General features: G+C 51.6%; 21 protein-coding genes. 11 read left to right on the forward strand and 10 right to left on the reverse strand.

Annotation, left to right across the window (positions count from 1 at the left end):
• Genes DTHIO_RS02365 through DTHIO_RS02375 form a run of 3 tightly spaced genes read right to left on the reverse strand, consistent with a single transcriptional unit; the run spans window position 1 to window position 2,732 of the window.
• On the reverse strand, window positions 1-1,260 hold the full coding sequence (locus tag DTHIO_RS02365) for a 3-deoxy-D-manno-octulosonic acid transferase (protein WP_008868747.1): 1,260 nt from the start codon (window positions 1,258-1,260) through the stop codon (window positions 1-3).
• A 4-nt stretch (window positions 1,261-1,264) separates the two neighbouring features.
• Window positions 1,265-2,167: a D-alanine--D-alanine ligase family protein gene (locus tag DTHIO_RS02370; RefSeq protein WP_008868748.1), complete on the reverse strand. Its 903-nt coding sequence runs from the start codon at window positions 2,165-2,167 to the stop codon at window positions 1,265-1,267.
• A complete protein-coding gene (locus tag DTHIO_RS02375; protein ID WP_050775111.1) occupies window positions 2,067-2,732 on the reverse strand; it encodes an HDIG domain-containing metalloprotein in 666 nt (221 codons plus the stop codon). Before DTHIO_RS02375 ends, DTHIO_RS02370 begins: the two co-directional genes overlap by 101 nt.
• Window positions 2,733-3,244: 512 nt before the next feature.
• Between DTHIO_RS02375 and DTHIO_RS02380 the strand changes: the two genes are divergently transcribed.
• The 4 genes from DTHIO_RS02380 (at window position 3,245) to DTHIO_RS02395 (ending at window position 6,001) form a co-directional block, all read left to right on the forward strand.
• Window positions 3,245-3,475, forward strand: coding sequence for a HypC/HybG/HupF family hydrogenase formation chaperone (locus DTHIO_RS02380; protein ID WP_008868750.1), 231 nt, complete (start codon window positions 3,245-3,247; stop codon window positions 3,473-3,475).
• The gene (hypD, locus tag DTHIO_RS02385; RefSeq protein ID WP_008868751.1) at window positions 3,459-4,541 is read left to right on the forward strand and encodes a hydrogenase formation protein HypD; all 1,083 of its coding nucleotides are present in this window, start codon (window positions 3,459-3,461) and stop codon (window positions 4,539-4,541) included. Before DTHIO_RS02380 ends, hypD begins: the two co-directional genes overlap by 17 nt.
• Before the next feature lie 22 nt (window positions 4,542-4,563).
• On the forward strand, window positions 4,564-5,571 hold the full coding sequence (gene hypE / locus DTHIO_RS02390; protein WP_008868752.1) for a hydrogenase expression/formation protein HypE: 1,008 nt from the start codon (window positions 4,564-4,566) through the stop codon (window positions 5,569-5,571).
• Window positions 5,572-5,776: 205 nt separating this feature from the next.
• Window positions 5,777-6,001 (forward strand): DUF2905 domain-containing protein, encoded by a 225-nt coding sequence (locus DTHIO_RS02395; protein ID WP_008868753.1) that lies wholly within the window; start codon window positions 5,777-5,779, stop codon window positions 5,999-6,001.
• A gap of 116 nt (window positions 6,002-6,117) precedes the next feature.
• On the opposite strand, the gene DTHIO_RS02400 is transcribed toward DTHIO_RS02395, so the two are convergent.
• The 3 genes from DTHIO_RS02400 to sixA all read right to left on the reverse strand — a co-directional run bounded on the left by DTHIO_RS02400 (window position 6,118) and on the right by sixA (window position 7,171).
• A complete protein-coding gene (locus DTHIO_RS02400; protein ID WP_008868754.1) occupies window positions 6,118-6,339 on the reverse strand; it encodes a hypothetical protein in 222 nt (73 codons plus the stop codon).
• 82 nt (window positions 6,340-6,421) lie between these two features.
• Window positions 6,422-6,697 carry a cupin domain-containing protein gene (locus DTHIO_RS02405; RefSeq protein WP_008868755.1) on the reverse strand — a complete coding sequence of 92 codons (276 nt, stop codon included), beginning with the start codon at window positions 6,695-6,697 and terminating at the stop codon, window positions 6,422-6,424.
• 21 nt (window positions 6,698-6,718) lie between these two features.
• On the reverse strand, window positions 6,719-7,171 hold the full coding sequence (gene sixA, locus DTHIO_RS02410; RefSeq protein ID WP_008868756.1) for a phosphohistidine phosphatase SixA: 453 nt from the start codon (window positions 7,169-7,171) through the stop codon (window positions 6,719-6,721).
• Window positions 7,172-7,502: 331 nt separating this feature from the next.
• Between sixA and DTHIO_RS02415 the strand changes: the two genes are divergently transcribed.
• Together DTHIO_RS02415 and DTHIO_RS02420 are read left to right on the forward strand one after the other, a co-directional pair.
• Window positions 7,503-9,224 carry a TraB/GumN family protein gene (locus tag DTHIO_RS02415; RefSeq protein ID WP_008868757.1) on the forward strand — a complete coding sequence of 574 codons (1,722 nt, stop codon included), beginning with the start codon at window positions 7,503-7,505 and terminating at the stop codon, window positions 9,222-9,224.
• A 102-nt stretch (window positions 9,225-9,326) separates the two neighbouring features.
• On the forward strand, window positions 9,327-10,067 hold the full coding sequence (locus tag DTHIO_RS02420) for a ZIP family metal transporter (protein WP_208596362.1): 741 nt from the start codon (window positions 9,327-9,329) through the stop codon (window positions 10,065-10,067).
• A 69-nt stretch (window positions 10,068-10,136) separates the two neighbouring features.
• Here DTHIO_RS02420 and DTHIO_RS02425 read toward each other — a convergent pair whose 3' ends face one another.
• The 4 genes from DTHIO_RS02425 to DTHIO_RS02440 form a co-directional block, all read right to left on the reverse strand.
• Window positions 10,137-11,906: a methyl-accepting chemotaxis protein gene (locus tag DTHIO_RS02425; RefSeq protein ID WP_008868759.1), complete on the reverse strand. Its 1,770-nt coding sequence runs from the start codon at window positions 11,904-11,906 to the stop codon at window positions 10,137-10,139.
• A gap of 93 nt (window positions 11,907-11,999) precedes the next feature.
• Window positions 12,000-12,467 (reverse strand): cytochrome c family protein, encoded by a 468-nt coding sequence (locus DTHIO_RS02430; protein ID WP_008868760.1) that lies wholly within the window; start codon window positions 12,465-12,467, stop codon window positions 12,000-12,002.
• A gap of 966 nt (window positions 12,468-13,433) precedes the next feature.
• Window positions 13,434-14,252 carry a CheR family methyltransferase gene (locus DTHIO_RS02435; RefSeq protein WP_008868761.1) on the reverse strand — a complete coding sequence of 273 codons (819 nt, stop codon included), beginning with the start codon at window positions 14,250-14,252 and terminating at the stop codon, window positions 13,434-13,436.
• Between the two features lie 90 nt (window positions 14,253-14,342).
• Window positions 14,343-14,870, reverse strand: coding sequence for an NTPase (locus DTHIO_RS02440; RefSeq protein ID WP_008868763.1), 528 nt, complete (start codon window positions 14,868-14,870; stop codon window positions 14,343-14,345).
• A gap of 345 nt (window positions 14,871-15,215) precedes the next feature.
• Here DTHIO_RS02440 and DTHIO_RS02445 point away from each other — a divergent pair, with 345 nt between their 5' ends.
• The 5 genes from DTHIO_RS02445 to tsoB all read left to right on the forward strand — a co-directional run bounded on the left by DTHIO_RS02445 (window position 15,216) and on the right by tsoB (window position 21,123).
• A complete protein-coding gene (locus tag DTHIO_RS02445) occupies window positions 15,216-16,259 on the forward strand; it encodes a rod shape-determining protein (protein WP_008868764.1) in 1,044 nt (347 codons plus the stop codon).
• Window positions 16,260-16,640: 381 nt separating this feature from the next.
• Complete coding sequence (locus DTHIO_RS02450) at window positions 16,641-17,540, forward strand: NAD(P)/FAD-dependent oxidoreductase (RefSeq protein ID WP_008868765.1); 900 nt, start codon at window positions 16,641-16,643, stop codon at window positions 17,538-17,540.
• Between the two features lie 973 nt (window positions 17,541-18,513).
• Window positions 18,514-18,840, forward strand: a complete 327-nt coding sequence (gene tsoR, locus DTHIO_RS02460) for an ArsR/SmtB-type metalloregulator TsoR (protein ID WP_008868766.1) — start codon at window positions 18,514-18,516, stop codon at window positions 18,838-18,840.
• Between the two features lie 13 nt (window positions 18,841-18,853).
• Window positions 18,854-19,327: an LULAXC motif selenoprotein TsoA gene (gene tsoA / locus DTHIO_RS22795; protein ID WP_334290380.1), complete on the forward strand. Its 474-nt coding sequence runs from the start codon at window positions 18,854-18,856 to the stop codon at window positions 19,325-19,327.
• A 44-nt stretch (window positions 19,328-19,371) separates the two neighbouring features.
• A complete protein-coding gene (gene tsoB, locus DTHIO_RS02480) occupies window positions 19,372-21,123 on the forward strand; it encodes a rhodanese/DsbD fusion-like selenoprotein TsoB (protein ID WP_337833155.1) in 1,752 nt (583 codons plus the stop codon).

Here is a 21,123-nt window from a genome sequence, read left to right on the forward strand (position 1 = left end):
TCATAAACTCCCGTGTCTGGCAACGATACCGGCCAGCTCCTGTGTTCCGCCCCTGCGACTCTGCAGATATTCCTTGAACTTTTTTTCCACCTGTTCCCTGGACATGCTCTGAGGCTGCTGCAGCTTAGAGCTTAGTTCATTTTTGTCCCGGACCTGGATGAGCAGGCCGGCGTGGACAATTTCCCGGCCCACCCAGGTGAAATTGTCCCAGAAGGGTCCTACGCAGGGAACAACACCCTGACCCAGGGCTTCCAGAAAGTTCTGTCCGCCGCAGGGCATGAGGCTTCCACCCACGAAAACCGATCTGGCCATGGCATAAGCCGCTTCCAGTTCTCCGAAGCTGTCCCAGAGTATTACTCCGGCAGGGGCGGTCCCGGACTCAAGACTGGAACGCAGGGTATATGGAACGCCTTCACTGTCCAGGATTTTCTGCCAGGGCCTGATCCGGGTCATGTGTCTGGGAAAAAGGGCGATGGTGGTTTTGGGGCGGGCGCTGTAAAGTTTTTGTATTACCCTGGCGATCTGAGGCTCTTCTTCTCTGCGCACAGATCCAAGGGCTATGAGGGCGTGCTTGGGCTTGAAGAAGGAGGACAGGGGGTTCTGGACATAGGCCATGGGTTCCTTGTCCACCAGGAGGTCGAATTTGATATTGGACATGACCGATGTCTGGGCAGAAGGAAAAAGCGAGGAAAATCTTTCCCGGTCCCTTTCAGATACAGCAGCGATTCTGTCTGGACCAATGGATGCCAGAAACCTGCGCAGGGGGTAGTAGCGGCAGAAGCTCTTGAGGCTAAGGCGGCCGTTGCCCAGGACCACCGGGACATTTTTACGTCTGCAGGCATTGAGAAGTGACGGCCAGATTTCAGTTTCCAGAAGCACCAGTTTTTCCGGTCTGGCCCTGCACAGGGCCATGGCCATGATGCACATGTTGTCGAAAGGAAAGTAGGCCTTCTGAGCATCTTCCTTGATTTCGCTGTCCAGAAAATCCATGCCCTGCCGGGTATTGGTGGTGACCAGGATGTTTCTGATACCCTTGCGGTTCAGTTCGCGCACTAAGGCAGCAGCCAGTCTGGCCTCGCCCACGGAAGCCGCCTGAATCCATACCCGGAAGGGTCCCCGGGGCATGCCGAAACCCAGCCTGCCCGAGTCAATGGGAGTCTCTCTTCTGACTATGAGCAGTATGGGCAGGGCAATGACCCATAGCAGAGAATAAAGAACAAGCAGGGCCCAGTGGCAAAAGGAAATTTTTCTGGTCTTCATCTTTTCACCTCGGCTGGTTGGAGTTTAGCGCCAGGGACAAAAGCCTGGCAATGAGCTCGGTAAAACCGATTCCGGCCTGTTGTGCCGCCTTGGGTACCAGGCTCGTCCGGGTCATGCCCGGCAGGGTGTTGGTTTCCAGAATATAGATATTGTCCTGCTGGTCCAGCATGAAGTCTGAACGGCTGTAGTGCCTGAGTCCCAGAATCCTGTGGGCCTGCAGAGACATCTCCTGTATGCTCCGGCTTGCTTCCTGAGATATGGGAGCAGGGCAGATCTCTACTGCTCCGTCTGGATCATATTTGCTGTTGTAGTCGAAAAAATCCCCTTTAACCGGCTGAATCAGGATGGGCGGCAGGGGCTCATTGTCCAGGACAGCACAGCTTACTTCGTGACCGTTGATGAGTTCCTCCACCAGGATTTCATGTTCTGAGTCCACCTGGTTCAGAAAAGAATACATTTCCTCCTGGTTGTAAAATATCTGCATATCCAGGCTGGACCCTCCCTGATTGGGCTTGCAGATCACCGGCGGAGGCACATGGTGCAGGCGCCCCTGGGGGAAATACAGCCCGCCTTTGGGAGTCCTTAGACCGTGATTGGCGTAAAACTGTTTGCTCAGGGCCTTGTTCAGGGCCAGAAATGAACCCCGAACACCGGAACCCTGATAAGGCAGGCCAACATCTTCAAGAACACCCTGTATGCTGCCGTCTTCACCGGGAGCACCGTGCAGGTTTATTATAGCCGCGTCAGCTTCACGGGCCTTATTTACAAGTTCCTGGTAATCAGGGGAAAGATCTAGAAAAAGAACTTCATGCCCTAAACTTTTCAGCGCTTCCTTGATCTGTGCTGCCCCGTTCAGGGAAACCTGTCTCTCCTTGGACCACCCGCCTGCTATTAAAAGTACGCGCATTCAAATCCGCCTCAAGACTCTGGTTGAGCTGTTCCTGGATGTGCAGGGTCTGCTGCCATGACTGGCGGATAAGGCCCTGCATCCTCTCGTTGATACCGTAACGCGTGTAAATATCGGAATATCTTGTTTCCAGGCTGACTATCCGGTCATGCATCACCCGTTTGTCGCTGTAGATGATGACCAGCGGCAGGAAAAATCTGTAAATATCCACTTCTCCCGGCCAGTACACGTGGTGCATGACTCCCTGGGCAATGGCCGGGTTGCCGGTAAGTTCCATGGCCAGGCTGGCCCCGAGCTGGTTGTGGCATCCGCCATGCTCCACACAGTAAAATTTACCCACATCGTGCAGCAGAGCAGAAGCCTGAACCGCCCCGGCATCAACCTGCATTCCCTTTTGCAGGGCCAGGGTGCAGATTTCTCCGGCAACAAGGGCTACCAGGACGCTGTGATCTATGATATGCTCGGGAAGGTTGTAAAGTTCCAGGTAATGAAGGCATTCCTCCCGGGAGGGCACTTTCCACCGGGGGTCTACTGGGTAAGGAACTGGCTGGAAAGTATAAATCATTGCCTTTATTGTGGTCCCTGGGGGTTCTGGTTGTCAGCCTGCCTGCAGTCAGCCCTGATTTGCGGTTGATATCTGTACACCGGGCATGTTCTTTGAAAAAAACAAGTGACCAGACACAGAAATCATACCGGTCAAACCTGCTTCGATCTTGCATCCCTGCTAACACTGAAGCTTGAAAAAGGCAAAATAATTCTCAGGTAACCATTCAAGGGGTCCTCGGTGGTGATTCATGGCATTAGGCCCGGGGACTGTCCCCGCTAAGTTATGACTATGCAGCTTCACTTAATTTCGCTTCTGTACTTTTTGTATTCGTCAAGGAAAAGTGTCGCGGGGACTGTCCCCGGGCCGGTTAGGCCCCCCCTGAATGGTTACATTCTCAGGATCCAGCCTCTTCCTTTGTTGACCTTTTGAGACGGGCTGGTTAGTTATTGTTTTGACGTCCTGGAGAGTCCAGGCCGTGAAATGAGGCCTTGCGGGGCAGTATTGCAACAATAAAATTCAGGAGAAAATATATGTGTCTGGCCGTTCCCATGGAAGTGGTGTCCATAGAAGACAATGTGGCCCATGTGGAAGTGGGCGGAGTCAAAAACCAGGTACGCCTGGATATTGTGGACCAGATGCCGGCTGTAGGTGATTTTGTCATTGTCCACGCAGGTTTTGCCCTGAGATGCATTGACCGCCAGGAAGGCCTGGAAACCCTGAAACTGTTTCAGGACAGTCTGGGGCTTGAACTTGTCAAGTGAATTCCGGGACCCGGATCTTTGTCGCAGAGTTCTGGAACAGATTCAGCACCTGGCTGATTCACCTTTTCGTTTCATGGAAGTCTGCGGCACGCACACTGTTTCCATCTTTCAAAGCGGCATAAAGAGCCTTCTACCGGAGAACATTTCTCATCTTTCCGGCCCGGGCTGCCCTGTTTGTGTGACCCATGACCTGGAAGTAAATACTTTTCTGGCCCTGGCAAAAATGGATCTCCGCCTGGCCACCTTTGGAGACCTCATGCGTGTGCCGGGAAGCAGGGGCGACAGCCTGAAAAAGGTACAGGCAGAAGGGGCAAGGGTGGACATAGTCTATTCCGCCTTTGACGCCCTGCAGCTGGCTGTGGACAACCCTTCTGAAAACGTGGTTTTCCTGGCTGTAGGCTTTGAAACCACGGCCCCCACAGTAGCCGCCACTGTGAAAGTGGCTCTCAAGCAGCAGGTGGAAAATTTCTTCATTCTGCCCATGCACAAGCTGGTGCCCCCGGCTCTGCAGGCACTGGCTTCGGACCCGGACATAAGGGTGGACGGACTTCTTCTTCCGGGTCACGTCTCCACCATAACAGGCATTGAGCCGTTTATGTTTCTGGCCGGGGATTACAACCTTCCGGCTGTTATTTCCGGTTTCGAGCCCCTGGATATTTTGCAGTCCATCCAGATTCTGCTGCGTATGCACAAGGAAAAAACTCCTGCAGTGATCAATAGTTACAAAAGGGCGGTTGCAGATCAGGGCAACCCCAGGGCCAGGAAAGTGATGCAGGAGGTATTCAAGCCCGTGGATACCGCGTGGCGTGGACTGGGGGACATTCCGGGCAGCGGACTGTCTTTGAGAAAAGAATACCTGGGGTTTGACGCAAGGAGAAAATTTGAGCCTGCCCCGCTTCAACCTGAAACAAATACCGGGTGCAAATGCGGCCAGGTACTCAAGGGCAAAATTCTGCCGCCCCAGTGCCCGCTCTTTGCTTCCGTGTGCACACCGGCTGAGCCCGTGGGGCCGTGCATGGTTTCCACTGAGGGTTCCTGCGCAGCTTTTTTCAAATACTCATTGTAGAACGTATAAAGGAAAAATATCCATGTCCGACAGGGTCCTTCTTGACTATGGCAGCGGGGGCAAGGCCTCGCAGCGTCTCATCAGGGAGATATTTTTAAAACACTTAGGCAACCCCGGGCTGAACCGCCTTGATGACGCCGCCCTCATTGAGGATTTAAGCGGCCCTTTGGCCGTGAGTACGGACACATTCACCATTTTTCCACTGTTTTTTCCCGGGGGCGACATCGGTTCCCTGGCAGTGCACGGAACGGTAAACGACGTGGCCATGCTGGGGGCGGAGCCCAGGTACCTCAGCTGTGCCTTTCTCCTGGAAGAGGGCCTGGACATGCAGGATCTGGACAGGATTGCAGCATCCATGGGCAGGGCTGCCGCTGACTGCGGAGTACAGGTCATCACCGGCGATACCAAGGTGGTGCCTAAAGGAGCAGCGGACAAAATGTTTATCAATACCACCGGCATCGGCATGGTTATAGCCGATCCTGCTCCTTCAGGCAGCAGGGCAGAACCTGGAGATGCGGTACTTATAAGCGGCACCATGGGAGACCACGGCCTGGCCATACTGACTCACAGGCAGGGTTTGAAGTTTGAAACTGATATCCAGAGTGACAGCCAGGCCTTGAACAGCCTGACCACCAGGTTGATCCGGGAAGTGGGGGATGTTCATGTGCTGCGCGATCCAACCCGGGGAGGGCTGGCCACCACTTTAAACGAGATCGCCTCCCAGTCCGGCTGCGAAATACTTCTCCAGGAGGATCAGGTACCTGTACGCCGGGAAGTGCAGGGCGGATGTTCTTTTCTGGGCCTGGATCCCCTGTACCTGGCCAATGAAGGCAAGTTCATCTGTATCCTGCCTGAAGACCTGGCCAGCAAGGCCCTGGAGGTCATGCGCTCCCATCCTGCGGGGCGGGATGCAGCCCTTATCGGGTACGTCCGGGAAGGACAAAAGGGCAGGGTGGTGCTAAGGACTTCCCTTGGCGGCCACAGGCTGCTGGATATGCTGGAGGGAGAGCAGCTGCCCAGGATATGTTGAATGGAAGAATTTTGGGATTGGGTGATTGAGGGATTCAGGAATTTAAGAATTTAAGAATTCAGGGATTGGGGGATTGAGGGATTGAGGATTGGGGAAGTGGAGTAGTAACAGCCGGTACAATTTCAGCATGTTACAGCATGTTTTACAGGATTGCCGGCAAACTCAGCAATAGAAAAAGTTCAAGCTGAACTTGAGGTTTTACGGTATGCAGGAATGGCCTGATCCCGGTAAGATACTGATAATCATAGGTCTGGTTCTGGCGGCGGTGGGGCTTTTGGTACTGTTGAGGGACAAGCTGCCCTTTACCCCGGGCCGTCTCCCCGGGGACATTCTCATCAAGAGGGAAAACTTCACCTTTTATTTCCCCCTGGGCACCTGTATCCTCATAAGCGCAGTGCTGACCTTAATATTTTTCCTCTGGCGCAAGTAGAAGGCTTAGCAAGAGGTTTATAAGGCGTTGTCCGCAAGCTGATTAATTATTCATACGCCCCTGCTTCCATCCCTCCCATGGCTGAGAGTGGTTCGTTATGATTGATTACTTTATTTTCATGATCTCGTCTTGAACAGGATCACACCGGTGAAAATCAGGGCCACAGGCAGGGCCACCACGATTCCCCCCAGAAGACCGCCGACGATACATAAAATCATTCCGGCTTTGGCATGCCGCCGCATCCCGTAAACGCTGCCCACCAGGTAAGGTAAAAGGCCGCACAAAAATCCTATTACAAAACTGACCAGGACAAAGACCAGTATGGATGGATCATCCATGAGCTACATTCCTCCGGTTACAGGTGAAGCCACAAATGACAAAAACAGCTGCAGTCGAAAACTGGCGGGCACTGCTCAACGTTTATTCCATACGGTAATGCTTGCTTACGGCCCTGTTAATTTTCCAGGTGCAGGACATGCCCCTGGGAAAGGTCACCAGATCGCCGGCCTTGATGACCACAGGCTCTCCGTCCTCCGGGGTCACCTCAACCTCTCCTTCCACGATGTAGCATGTTTCCTGCTGATCATAGTGCCAAGGGAATTCTGATTCCTTTTCTCCCCAAGTGGGCCACTGCCAGACCCCCATTTTTTCCAGTTCTTCCCGGGGGGGATTACGGGTTATCTTTATTTCCTGCATAAACCCTCTCTTTTTTGGTTTTCAGTCAATACTGGGCATCAAGGTCCATTTGATATGCCATCCCTGTTCTTTTTCCAGGCAGATAATTCCGCCGTTTTGGAACTTTATCACTTGGTTGTCCTGGTCTCCGTTCACCAGAAGTGAAGCCAGCCGCTGCATGAAGGGAAGGTGTCCCACCAGCATAAAGTGGTTAAGCTCTTCCAGTTTATCTTTCCAGGCCTGGACATCGTCAAGGGGGCCCAGTCCCTGGGCTGCTTCTATGCTTATTGCCGGATTCAGGGTGCCGGACATTATCCGTGCGGTCTGTTCTGCTCTTTTTTTGCCGCTGTGCAGAATGCCCTGGACAGGAACCCGATAGTCCCCGGCAGTTTCAGCAATGCGGCGGACTTCTTTTTCACCCTCTGGAGAAAGGCTCTGATCAGGGTCCTGGTCCTTGGGCCTGCTTTTTCCGTGCTGAACCAGGTAAATCTGCATAAATCACCTCCCTGTGCGTATAAATACAAGTTGCTTTTTTGTATCATGTCAGAGCTTTGGATTTGGCATGGGACCGGCTCTCCCCGCACTTATTATTCAAATATGCTGAAATCTCCTGTGGCAAAAACAAGCACGGGGGACCTGTCGCCTGCTTTTTTTAAAAGCGCTGAACTGATACCCGTTTTTAAACCTGAAAGACTCGTATATATGGATTGGATCATACATTATAGTTAGTCAATGGTGATGGGGGGTGTCAAGGAGTAAAGAAATGCTTCTTATGCCGGTGAAAAGCATTCTTGACAACGCTTAAAGCTTGTGCATTGTTGCCGGGATGAAGAATAAACCCGTTTCTGAAGTATGCAATGAATTTTCTCTGGGCACCCTGGGACTTCCGGAATTTTCCCGGGTTCTTGAACATGGTTATGTGCCTGAGCATTCTGCACGTTTCATGCGGGCCATGTCCTGCGGGGAACCTTTTATTGTCCGGGACCATCTTTTCCTGGCCGGCGGGGACTGGTTGATGGCCGTTGGATATCCATTAACAGGGCCTTATCACCCTCAAAGCTTTTCAGAAGCCCTGCGGGAAAGCATAAAGCGAATCAGGCCCGCCAGGTGCTGGTCAGTGAGTCCTGCTCTTCCGGAAGATCTCTCCGGGCATTGCGTGGAGCAGGACTTTTACTATATCCTGCCGGTGGAAAGCAGGGTGCAGTCCCGCCTTCTGCGCCTTGCACAGAAGGCCTCCAGGTCCCTGGAGGTGGAGCAGGGCAGGGAGTTTACTCCGGCTCATGAGGAACTTTGGAAGGAATTTGTTCATAACCGTACTCTTCCTGCCAGGGTACGCAATATGTACCAGCGTACCGTCCATGTGCTGGCCGGTGTCCCGGAGCTTTTCCTTCTCAATGCCTGGGATGAAAACGGCAATCTTGCCGCCTGTCTGCTTCTGGATCCCGGTCCAAAGCGTTTTGTCAGCTATCTTATCGGGGCGCATTCCCGCATCAATTATGTCCCTTACGCAACCGACCTGCTCTTTCGGGAAATGATCGAGCTGTCCCGGGACAGGGGAAAGGAATTCATTCATCTGGGTCTTGGGGTAAATCCAGGCATCAGGCGTTTTAAGGTGAAGTGGGGCGGAACCGCCCACTGGCCCTTCGAGTTTGCCGCCTGGGAGGAAAAGCCGGAAGCGCATAAAGAGTCGAAAGTGCACCCTGTTCCTTTCATGGAGGACAAGTTCAAGTTTTTTTTGAACCTTCCAGAGCAGCGCAGGCTGGCCATGATCTGGGAGTTGGAAAAAAACGGACGCAGAAGCTGGATTGCCGGGGCCGCGCATTTTTATCCCTACAGTTTCCGGCTGGACATGCGCAGGCTTTTCCAGGAGGTGGATACAGTGCTTTGCGAAGGCCCCCTGGACCAGGTAAGCATGGATATCATAGCCGATTTCGGCAAGAATCCGGACCCGGATACCCCCAGGCTGTCCTCCATGCTCACGGATTCAGAGATCAAAAATCTCGAAAAAGTAGTGCTCGGCCGCAACTTCTGGAGCCGTCTATTGAACATGTCCCTGGAAAACGGCCCTGACGTACGCTATTACCTGGCTTACACTAAGCCCTGGCTGGCCTTTTTCACCATGTGGTCCTCGTTTCTCAGACGCCATGGCTGGGAGCAGTCAGTGGACAGGGAGGCCTGGGATACAGCTCAGGAAATGGGCAGATACGTTCTGGGCATGGAAACCATCTCCGAGCAGCTGCGCACACTGGACAGTATTCCTGTGGACAGAATTGTCCGGTTTTTCAGGGACTGCCATAACTGGTCAGGGCTTAAGAAGAGATATGAGACCGGTTATCTCAAGGGAGAACTGGACAGGATGTTTGGAACCAGTGCAGAGTTTCCATCCAGGACTGAAATGGTCATCAACCGCCGTGATGAGCGCTTTTTAAGTCGCATGCTCCCGTTTCTGGAGAAGGGCGGCTGCGCTGTATTCGTTGGTTCAGCACACATGCTCAACCTGCGCAGCATGCTCAGGGAGGCAGGGTTTTCCGTGCACAGGCGCAAGTAAAATGGTTGTGCTTGCATAAACTCCGGTTTAATGATCTTTTTGGTCTATGACAGACATCAGCGTTCAACCCTTAAACTCTATTCAAATAATCCATTGCAGGCATTGATTTACAGCATACTGGCGGGGTCCTCCACTGCCCTGGGGGCTTTGGCTCTCATGTTTATGGGGCCGCCTGGCAAGAGAACCATGGCCGCCCTGCTGGGATTTGCCGGCGGAGTCATGCTGGCAGTTTCCGTTTTCGAGCTAATGCCGGAAGCACTTGAACTTGGCTCCATGACTGTGCTGGTGACAGGTTTTCTGCTGGGGTGTCTCATTATGTATCTCCTGGACAGATTAATGCCCCATGCCCACCTGTCTGACAGTGAACACCTGGAGGTGGAAAACCCGGAACGTCTCGGCATTAGAAGAAGCACAATGCTGCGCACCGGCTATCTGATTTTCATCGGCATTTCCATGCACAATATTCCTGAAGGCCTGGCCATAGGAGCCGGTATTGAGTCCAGCCCGGAACTGGGCTTGATCATCGCTGTGGCCATCGGGCTGCACAATATACCCGAGGGACTCGCTGTGGCAGGGCCGCTGAAGGCAGGCGGACTTTCCAATCTGAAAGTGTTTTTGTTTACCCTGGGAGCAGGGCTTATGACCGTTGTGGGTGCAGCACTGGGGCTGCTTGTTTTCGGGATTTCGGAGATGTTTATTTCCGGAGGCCTGGCATTTGCAGCCGGAGCAATGATCTATATTGTAAGTGATGAGCTTATCCCGCAGTCCACCAGCATGCACGCACATGCCGCCAATGCAGGTCTTATAGGCGGTCTGCTTCTGGGGTTTGTACTTCTGGTATGATGCTGGGTGGAATACGGGTCTGCAGAGAGCCACTGCAGACCCGTTTTTACAAGCCTGAATGATAGAGGGTCAGTTATTCTGCGAGCTTTTTTGGAGTTTGTCCACCAGGCTCTGCAGTTTCTGGGTCTGCTTGTTCAGATCGGTTATGGCCTGCGCTGACTGGTTCATCACTCCAGCGGTTTCCTTGGATATGCGGTTTATTTCTTCAATATTCTTGTTGATCTCCTCGCTGGCCGTGGACTGCTCCTCTGTGGCCGTTGCAATGGCCTGAACCTGTTCATTGGCCCGTTTAACAAGCTTCACTATCTGGCTCAGCTGCTTACCGGATTCATTGGCCTGCTTGGTGGCTCCCTTTACTGATTCTACTGTGTTATCGACGCTGTCCATGTTCTTGTGGACTTCTTCCTGAATATTGGAAATGTATTGACTGACCTCCTGGGTGGCCTTCATGGTTTTCTCAGCCAGTTTGCGCACCTCGTCGGCCACAACGGCGAACCCACGCCCGGCGTCTCCTGCCCGCGCGGCTTCAATGGCTGCATTTAATGCCAGAAGGTTGGTCTGGTCAGCTATGTCATCTATCACGTTCATTATCTTGCCTATGCCCTCGGCATGCTCTCCCAGGGTAACAATCTGTTTTTTCAGTCCCAGGGCGTTGCGCTGCACTGTTGCAATGGCCTTGACAGCCTCATGCACTGTTTTTTCTCCGGACCTGGCGGTTTCCTGAGCCTGGGTGGATTCTTCAGCCGATCTGGAAGCATTCTGGGCCACCTCTAAAACCGTGGCGTTCATCTCCTCCATGGAAGTGGCTGTTTCAGTGGTGCGCCTGCTCTGTTCCTCAGCGCCCCGGCTGGCCTGTTCCACCTGGGAGGCCAGCTGTTCGGTGAACTGGGTCAGTTCACTGGTTATGCTTTGAACCTGGGCTGCTGCTTCCTGCAGGCTCCTTTCTCTTTCTTCTGCAGCATCCCTGGCCTCGGCCGCTTCTTCCATGGCCAGGTTGGCTTCTCTGGTCTGCTCCTCGGCCATTCGAGTTTTTTCCTGGGATTCACTTATCTTTTGTTTCAGGTTTTGCACCATTTCCTTGAATCCCTGGTTCAGCCGGCCCAGCTCATCCTCCCCGAGATCCTGAAATTCCAGGTCCAGCTCTCCCTTGCTCACCCGGGTTTCCATGTCATGCAGATATGTTATGCGGTTTATAACAGTTTTTCTCAGGAAATATACCATGGAAAATACCAGGATCAGTAGACAGCCCAGGCCCAGAAGAGCGTTCTGGATCTGATGTCTTTGCAGCAGGGCCAGGTCAGGGTCAATATCCTGCATGACCAGCATACTGCCCAGGATGGGCTGGGAACTCCCATGACAGTGGTAGCACTCCGGTTCGTTGGGGATGGAACGTACAGTCATGAAGTATGTTGTGCCGCCGGCGGTCACCATGGCTGATTCTTCAGTTTCACGGTCCAGGCTGTCAAATACCACCTGGTGTACATCCGGTTCAGGATGTACTTCATCCATGTCCATGCGGAGATTGTCTTCGCTGGTGGAGTAGGTGATATTGCCCCGGAAATCGGTAAGATATACGTTTAGATCATCGTAGAGATCGTCAATGCGGGCGAACTGCTGATGGGTGCCTTCATTGTCTCCGATAAGCATGGGCTCTTCTATGTTCAGTTCCACGAGGTCAGTGGTGCGGTATCCCTGGCTTTCAATCTGGCTCATGGTGTCAGCTCTTTGCCAGTAAGAATTGACCAGGATAAGCAGGGTGAATACCACGATGGCCAGCAGTACTACCAGGACCACCACCTTGAGCAGGATGGATCTTGAAAAAATATTCACAAATTTCATTTCCGGCCTTCCTGATTGTTTTATGGTTTTGAACTGGCCCCGGGATTTACTCGCCAGCATCTTCAAAAATAAAGAGTTGACGCTTGCTGGGGCTTAATGCGCCCCTGAATAGAGCAGGGGTTTGTAATTGATGTTGCGGACCCGTTCATCATCATGGCAGGGAGCGCAATGTTCTTCGATATTCAGGTCAGCTTCTATGAGGTGTGGATCACCGGTGAAGGCATGTTCCGAGCCGGGGCCGTGACAGACCTCGCATCCGGCGTGTCCCAGTTCCGGGGTGTCCTCGAAGCTGATAAAACCTCCAGGTTCACCGTAGCCGGTAGTGTGACACTCGTAGCATTCACGCTGCTCATCAGGGGTAAGCTTATCCAGCATAAGCTGGACATTTTCATCGGAGTTGGATTTGGAGGCGTACTCCATGAAGTTTTCATATTCCTCAATATGGCAGTCCATGCAGGCATCAGAACCGACATACTCCTTTTCAAAGGTATCCCCCAGGGACAGTCCAAGCCCCAAAAATAAAACCATTGCAGCCGATACCAGAACCAGCATGTATTTCATGGCCTCCTCCTTATCGGGAAAAACTGAACAAACAATTTGTCTTGTGCCGGAGTTATCATTCAGGCTGCAGGTTAAGACCTGTTGTCCAGTCCGGCTGCAGCTTGTCCCGGCGGATTAATTCAGGACTAGATCTGTTTTCGTGGCGTTTCGAATACGGACTGAAGCAGAAAATCAGCTTGTCAGGAAGCAGAACAAGAGCGTGTAGTGGAAAGTCTTGAAAAGGTTGCTTGCATATTTTTTCACAATTTTCAAGGTTAAAAAATGCTTTTCCCAATAATTTTCAGAGCTGACGTGTGGACCGGCTCCAGGCAGCAGAAACAGCCCTGCATGTTTTCCATTCCCATGATAATATCGATGTAACCATTCAGGGGGTCGCAGGTGGTGACTCATGGCATTAGGCCAGGGGACTGTCCCCCTGGCCGGTACCTGCCCCCCTGAATGGTTACTTAATCGGATGTCTTTCCCGTGTCTTTAGGGTTGTGCCGGGCTTTTCAAAGGGGGTGCTGGCAGAGAAGGCTTAAAATCAGGGCAGGGAGCATAAAAGATGTGACTGCAAAAATGACTTTTTGCAGTCACATCATGGTTGGTAATTCTTTGAGATAGTTGCTCTTCAAGGGGTAACCATTCAGGGGATGCCTCAAGCGGCCCGGGGACAGTCCCCGCGACACCTTTTTCAGCACAATACAAAAAGTACATGCGCGAAGTTTTGTGAGATTGCACAGTTAGTACTTAGCGGGGGACAGTCCCCAGGGCCTTGTGCAAGTAATCACCACCGAGGAACCCCCTGAATGGTTACTTCAAGGGTTATCATCGTTGTACCTGTTTAGCGCTTTTAAGGAAAGCAGGGGACAGGCACTCCGGGACCCACTTGAGCATCATTTTGTGCTTAAAACATCTCATTTTTTGGGACAAGTGGGTCCCGGAAGAGCCAGTCCCCATGCCACATGCAAAGCGCTAAACAGATACTCATCGTTCATTTTTGTATATCTTCAAGTTCTGGGAGACAGGAGTAAACAGGTCCTGTTCCTGCGGTTCGATGGATTCTTTCCGGCCCAGAATAAGCAGCCCTTCGGGATTTATGCACTCTGAAATTTTGCGGGCCATTTCCCTGCGCCTTTTACCCTGGAAATATGTAAAGACCAGGTATCTGCAGAATACCATATCCTGCTTCCCGGGCAGATGGTCTTTCAACAGGTCCAGCTTTGTGAAATTGACCATGTGCCTGATTCTTTTGTGCAGCCGGAAACCCTCCATTTCCGGCTCAAACCATTTTCTCTGCAGTTCGACCGGGACTTCGCGCAGGGTCTTACGTGGGTACCAGCCTTTACTGGCCCGGTCCAGACACGCCTGATCAATGTCCAGGGCGGTAATTGAAATGCTCGTCCTTAGAAAAACCGGTTCTATTTCATTTTTCCACAAAAGGGCCATGGAGTAAGGCTCCTCGCCGTTGCAGCATCCGATATGCAGCACTTGCAGCGGCCGGCTGGCAGGATGTGCAGCAGCCATGGCCGGAAGTACATCGGCAGCCAGGTGATCCCAGAGTTCTTTCTCCCGGAAAAATCGGCTTACAGTGACATTGAGCAGGTTGGGCAGGAAGGCTGCTTCCAGGGGGTGAGAATCTATGTAGTCAGCATACTCGGAAAAACCTCCAAGTCCCAGCTGGTAAATACGCCGGAGCACATTGCGACGGCTGGCACGCCTGTACTTGCGCCAGTCCAGATCTCTTGGAGGGCAGACCCTTTGTAAAAACTCATCAAAAATAATTTCCCTGGAAGCCAATGTCATCCACCTGCAAACATTGATAAAGCCTCCAGATTAACAGCTTTGAAGGCTTGGTGATTTTTACCGGAACTATAACCTGTATGGGCGAAAACTTCATGACAGAAAATTCCTGATCCGTCTTTCCAGCTCTGGCGCAAGCTCATTTCTGTTGTGCAGGGTAAGTTCAACAACCTCTACATCGGGCCTCTTTTTGACTGCGGTAATCAATCCTCCCCCTTTGGCTGCGACGGTTGCCAGCACTGGTATGGGGGAGTCCAGGGCTGTATAGACAAGTGCGGCGAAATTGTCAGAAAAGCACTCCATCTTTCCAATCTCGTCGATTACTATAAGTCCTGTCTGGGTGTTATCAAGTCTAAGTCGCTTTAAAAATCTGTCAAAGCCGGACACATCCACCCCGTATCTGCCCACCTGGAAATCACCGGGCAAATCGGTATGAGCCAGGATCATCCCGGGACCATCCAGGCTTACCAGTTCAAACCCCAGCCGCTTTCCTTTCTCCCGGATCTCCTGGGTGTAGAATCCGGCCGGATTAAAATCCTTCAGGCTGTGACAAAGGCTCCTGACCAGGGTGGTTTTGCCGGTGCCAGGACTGCCGGTGATCAAAATATTCAGATTTTTCATACTGCAGACTCCATAAAGATTTCTGTCTGATGGTAGCCGAGGAGGTCAAGCCCCCTTTGCCGCCTGGCTGCTGAAGCTTTGTTGTAACCATTCAGGGGGCTGCCTTGTGCCGGTAATCAACTCCGAGGCCCCCCTGAATGGTTACGCTTTGTTTTACATATAGCGCTTGACGCAAAGTGTAAAATCTGCCTCCATGCAAGGTGCATTTTGCAATTAACACCCTGTTTTTTTTGATATTATTCAGTAATATAAATTATTGTAGACAAAGTGAAATGATTTAAGGAAAGTGCAGGTTATAGGCGGTAACATTTCGTTGTGATTTCATAAATAAGCGGGTGACGTCACATGTTTTTTAGAAGAGAGCTTGCAATTGATCTGGGCACAACCAATACTCTGATATACAGTCGCGGGGACGGAATTGTTCTGAATGAGCCCTCTGTGGTATTGCTGGATAAACGCCGTAAAGAGGTTCTTGCCATAGGACAAAAAGCCAGAGATTTTTCAGGCCGGACTCACCCTAATGCCATTTCAATGCATGCCTTGAGTCATGGAGTAATCTCAGACTTTGAGGTTACCCAGATAATGATCAACAGTTTTATACGACAGGTGCTCCCTGGAAAAAGTCTTTTCAAGCCATTTATTATCGTAGGGGTTCCCTTAGAAATTACTCAACTGGATAAACGTGCTATAAGTGAAGCAATTCGATTGATGGGGGCGAAAAAAGTCAGATTAGTTAATGAACTTATGGCAGCAGCAATAGGCGCTGGACTGCCTACTGCGGAAGCTGAAGGCAGTATGATTGTTGACATCGGAGGAGGAACTACGGAGATGGGTGTAATATCCTTGTCTTCCCTGGTTGTTTATAAGTCGATAAAAGTGGCAGGAGATGATATAAATGAAGCGATTCAGAGGCACATGCGGGAAAATCATCGCCTCTTGATTGGTGAAATTATGTCTGAAAAAATAAAATGTGAAATAGGAAGAGCTGTCTTTGTAAATGATGATTTGGCCATGGAGGTTCAAGGAAAATGTTTGATAAAGAACACTCCGAAATCCATAACACTGAACAGCCATGAGGTTACAGATGCGATTCAGAATTCTCTGGATACCATTGCCCAGAATATAATAGAAGTATTGTCAGTCACTCCTCCCAGTATAGCAGGGGATATTTTAAAAAACGGCATACACTTAACTGGTGGAGGGTCCCTGCTAAACGGAATGAACCATTTCATCGCCCAGCAGACATCATTAAAGGTTATTTCAGATGATGACCCTTTTACTGCGGTAATACGGGGTGCGGGGATGATATTAGATAATCAGGACAATTTTGAAGACGCTTTTCTAATAGTACCTGATTCAAAACTTGATACCCAGAGTAGTTCAGCTTAAATAATCTGTATCTGCTTAGCACTACAGCGAAACTTATGATTGGCCTCCGGGGGTAACCATTCAAGAGGCAGATACCGGCCAGGGGGAAAGTCCCCGCGACACTTTTCCTGCACAAGTACAAAAAGTTCAGTCGCGAAATTTTGTTAAACTGCATAATTAAAACTTAGCGGGGACAGTCCCCTGGCCTTGTGCCATCAGCCACCACCGGGAACCCCCTGAATGCTTACCTCCGGGGACTGGCTCTTTTGCCGCCGAGATTTTTGAGCAGTTGACGTTTTTCCATCGGCCATGATGTGGTTGACAGCAGATAAGCAGTCATTTATATGTTTATGGCAACGCATAAACGTAAGTCCGTGCAATCTTTCAATGAAGGAGTTTTAAATGTCAGTAAAGGATGTGGCCATAATCGGACAGGGACCGGCCGGACTCTCCGCGGCCATCTACACTTCCAGGGCCGGGCTGGATACCCTTATTATCGGGTGCGCCCCAAAGGTGGCCGGAGACTATGATATAGACAATTACTTCGGCTTTCCCGCAGGTATCAAGGGCAACGAACTTATAGAGCTGGGATGTGAGCACGCTGCCAAATACGGCACGCAGCTCAGCTGCGAAAAGGTCCTGGCCATTCACATGCAGCCGGATATGACCTTCAAGATCAAGACCGACTACGGCGAATATCAGGCCCGGACGGTTATTCTGGCCACAGGCGTCAGCCGGGTCAGACCGGGTATAAAAAATATCTCCGAATATGAGGGTAAAGGGGTTTCGTACTGCGTCAGTTGCGACGGATTCTTTTTCAAGGGCAAAAAGGTCGTAGTGGTTGGAGAGGGAGTCTTTGCAGCCAACCAGGCCATTGAGCTGAAGGAGTACACTCCTTATGTAAGCATCTGCACCCAGGGCAAGGAACCTGAAATACCTGAAAATTATATGCAGCATCTCCAGGAACTGGACATCGAGATCATGAAGGGCAAAATCCAGAACCTGGAAGGGGAGCAGTTTCTGGAAAAGGCACACTTTGAAGACGGAACCACCCTGGATGTGGACGGTCTGTTTGTAGCCATGGGTGAGGCTTCTTCTCTGGATTTTGCTTATTCCTTAGGCATAACCACCCAAAAGAATTTTATAGAAGCTGATCATGAACAAAAAACCAACGTGCCGGGTGTCTTTGCCGCCGGTGATTGCGTGGGCCGTTTTCTGCAGATCAGCGTGGCAGTGGGTGAAGGCGCCATCGCCGCCCGCTCGGCAATTAAATATATCAAAGGGTTGAGAAAGCAGGAGTAGCTGCCGGAGCTTTTTTGGTGGAAGTAGGGGAGTGTGGGCGTATGGGAGTAGGGGCGTATGGAAGTATGAAAGTAGGGAAGTAAAAACTTTTAACGCGGGCTTTGCCCACAACCTAGATAAGAAAAGAGTTTTGGCCCACAGATCACACAGATTGACCACGCGAGGCGCGTGGCAGGCACAGATAAAAGAGATTGAAGAAGCATTTTTTTCCTTGCGGGAATAAGAACCCGCAAGGAAAAGGCATCAGCCGCTTGCGCGGGGGAAGATTACTCCCCGGTATCTACCGCGGATGCGGTGGAGACCATGTGCATACCAGGTTCTTCATTCCTGGTATGCACATAAAAGACCTCTCTTATCTGTGTCAATCTGTGTGATCTGTGGGCAGTAGTCTTTTTCTTAAAAAAATAAGTGAGGCACAGTCCCAGTGCCAAGCGATGAACCCCCGTCATGGCTCAAATTTTTCTTGTTTTTTGTGACAGGGTTTCAGGAGTAAGTCACTGACTGCCCATACATGATGTGACTGCAAAAAATCATTTTGTTACGCGAACTACGCGAACCACGCGAGGCGCGTGGCAGGGCGCTTGACAGACCTCTGATTTGCTGACCTCCCAAAACATAGCCATGGTGAGTTGTCATGAGAAAAAGCAACTATTCAACATGGTCCGGAAACTTTGCAAACAGGACGTAAAAACTCACTCCAAGGAAGCGTAAATCAAAACCTATACACGCGTTTGATTGCCAGGATATTTCCTATAATATGCTTTGAATCAAGTTCGGTGTTGAACGGTTTTGATTAACGCTTCCTACGTCGTTCAGACAGTTTACGCCCTGTTTGCAAAGCCCCCGGATCATGCAGCTTGACGCTTAGATTGTTCAGCTTTTGCAGGTGGCGAGTAGTTACGAGAAAATAATATTTGACATGATATAAACAACAATTTATATGTTTATACAACAGATGTAAGAGGCCTATGAAGTGACTGATTCTAAAAACAACCAGCCCAGGGAAAGCCTGCAAAATGCCGCCCAGCTGGCCAAGGCTCTGGGAGATGCCAACCGCCTGCGCATTCTCAGGTGTCTGGGAAGTGAAAGGCAGTCGGTGAGCGCCCTTGTGGAGCAGCTGGATCTATCCCAGCCCCTTGTCTCTCATCACCTGCGTGAACTCAAAAGGCTTTTGCTGGTTATTGTGGAAAGGCAGGGGCCTTTTGTCTACTACAGCTTAAACGACCCCAGGGTGTTAGATGTTCTTGATCAACTTGAACAGCTGGCTCAGCTGGTTCTGGATAAGCGCAGCAATCTTTAGAAAGGATACATTTATGAGTGCAGATACTGAAGCCCTGAAAAAAAACATCCTGGACCTGGTCCTGAATCTGGAGCCTGAAGAGGCCCTGGACGCCTTTTCCGGTGCTCTGCGGGAGGTTTTATCCAGGCTGGAAGACGAGCAGAGGGTAAGGTTTGTCCTGGCACTTCTGGAAAAAGGAGATGAGGACAAGATCTCCAGCATGGTGCATCTGTGAATGGCCAAATGCCTGGACGAAGGTGTCGATCCAACGCATATGTGTCAGAGCCTGGTGGACAGGATCTCCAGGTCCCGGGCCTTGAACAGTATTGCCGAGCCGGAACTCCTGCCTCTTTTCGAGGACTGGCTGGAAGAGCTGGAAAAGGAGTTTGTCAGGCAGGCAGAAAAGTCACAAAGCTCAGATGCCGCCCTGATGGCGGAGAAACTGGGACTGAGCATGGCCGGAGCCCAGTTTTTGAAGGCCAAGCTTGAGCAGGAAGGCAAGATCTAAAAGCCCAAGCAGCATATCCTGCAATTTCAAAACGTGGAGGAGTTATGAGCCCCAGGCGCATTATTGTTCTCATGGTACTGTCTCTGGTGATTTCCGGAACAGCCTTGTGGCTTACAAATCTGGAAATTGAATTCGAAGATGCAACCTGGGAAGAAGTGCATGAAGAAGCTGAAGCAGGCGGGTATCAAATTCTTACCACTGAAGAGCTTTATAAAATGCACCAGGAAGTCGAGGACCTGGTGATAGTGGATACCAGGCAGGAATGGGAATACCGCCTGGGACACGTTGAAAATGCAGAAAACTTTTTCATGCAGCCCTGGTTCTGGGACCGGTGGATGAAAAGAGGTGACCTGCGCGACTTTTTAAGCCAGCATGCCAGGGACAAGGAGACGGCCCTGGTCTTCTACTGAGACGGCATGGACTGAGTCGTAAGCGACTCCGCGGCCCGGGTGGCCGTAAGTCTTGGTTATGAAAACGTCTACCGTGACCCCAAGGGCTTCGAGGCCTGGGAAGAAGAAGGCTATCCCGTGCACAGCCTCCCGGCTGAAGCTCCGGCCACACCCCTTGAGGCTGAAGGCCCAGGCACTCTGGAAGGCCTGGCCCTTTTCGGCACCCTGGCAGCGGTCTTTGCCGGTGGTCTGGCCCTGAACCTGACACCCTGCGTCTATCCCCTCATCCCCATCACCGTATCCTTCTTCGGGGGCATGGGCGGTCAGGGCCGGGGCAGGCTGCTGATCCACGGCGGGCTTTACATCCTGGGCCTGGCTACAACCAACTCCATCCTGGGAGTGGCCGCAGCCCTGACCGGCGGGCTTATAGGCGGACTGCTGCAAAACCCCTTAGTGCTGGCCGGCATTGCCCTGGTTCTGCTTATCTTCGCCCTGAGCATGTTCGGATTCTGGGAACTGCGACTCCCGGCGTCTCTAAACCAGGCCGCTTCCAGGTCATTCGGCGGATATTTCGGCAGCCTGTTCATGGGATTGACCATCGGCGTGGTGGCCGCGCCCTGCATAGGCCCCTTTGTCCTGGGGCTGCTGGCCTGGGTGGCTACCATGGGCAGCCCGCTTCTGGGATTTGCCGTCTTTTTCACCCTGAGCCTTGGTCTGGGGGTCCCGCTGTTCTTTCTGGCGGTATTCTCCGGCAAGCTGCAGAGCCTGCCCCGCTCCGGTGAATGGATGATCTGGGTCAGAAAACTTCTGGGCTGGATCCTGGTGGGCATGGCTGTTTATTTTCTCAAACCGCTGCTGGGAGATCCCGCCGGGACCTTTGTCATGGCTGCTGTTTTTCTGGCCGCAGCCCTTCATCTGGGCGTTCTGGACAAGACTCAGGCCGGGTTCAGGGCTTTTGTCTGGATGAAATCCGCTGTTCTCCTGGTGGGCATGACTCTGGCGGTCTTCATTGCCGGGTCCTACGCCCTGCAGGGACCCGGAGTGGCCTGGGATGATTATTCCGAGGCGCTTCTGGAACAGGCCGGGGAAGAAAACAAACCGGTGATGCTGGACTTTTATGCTGACTGGTGCGCACCGTGCAGACAGTTAGAGAATGTAACGTTTCAGGATCAGGATGTAGTTGAGCTTTCCCGGGAGTTTATCACCATCAAGGTGGACATGACGCGCGGGGGAGTGGAACTTCATGAAAGGCTTGTGGCTGAGTACGAGGTGCGCGGAGTCCCCACGGTAATATTTCTCACCCCTGAAGGGCAGGAGATGGAGGATCTGCGTGTGGTGGACTTCATTCCGCCCGGCGAATTCCTTGGACTTATGCACAATGCTTTACAGAAAACAGAGAAGGAGTGA

The sequence above is a fragment of the Desulfonatronospira thiodismutans ASO3-1 genome (genome assembly GCF_000174435.1).
Lineage (GTDB): Bacteria > Desulfobacterota > Desulfovibrionia > Desulfovibrionales > Desulfonatronovibrionaceae > Desulfonatronospira > Desulfonatronospira thiodismutans.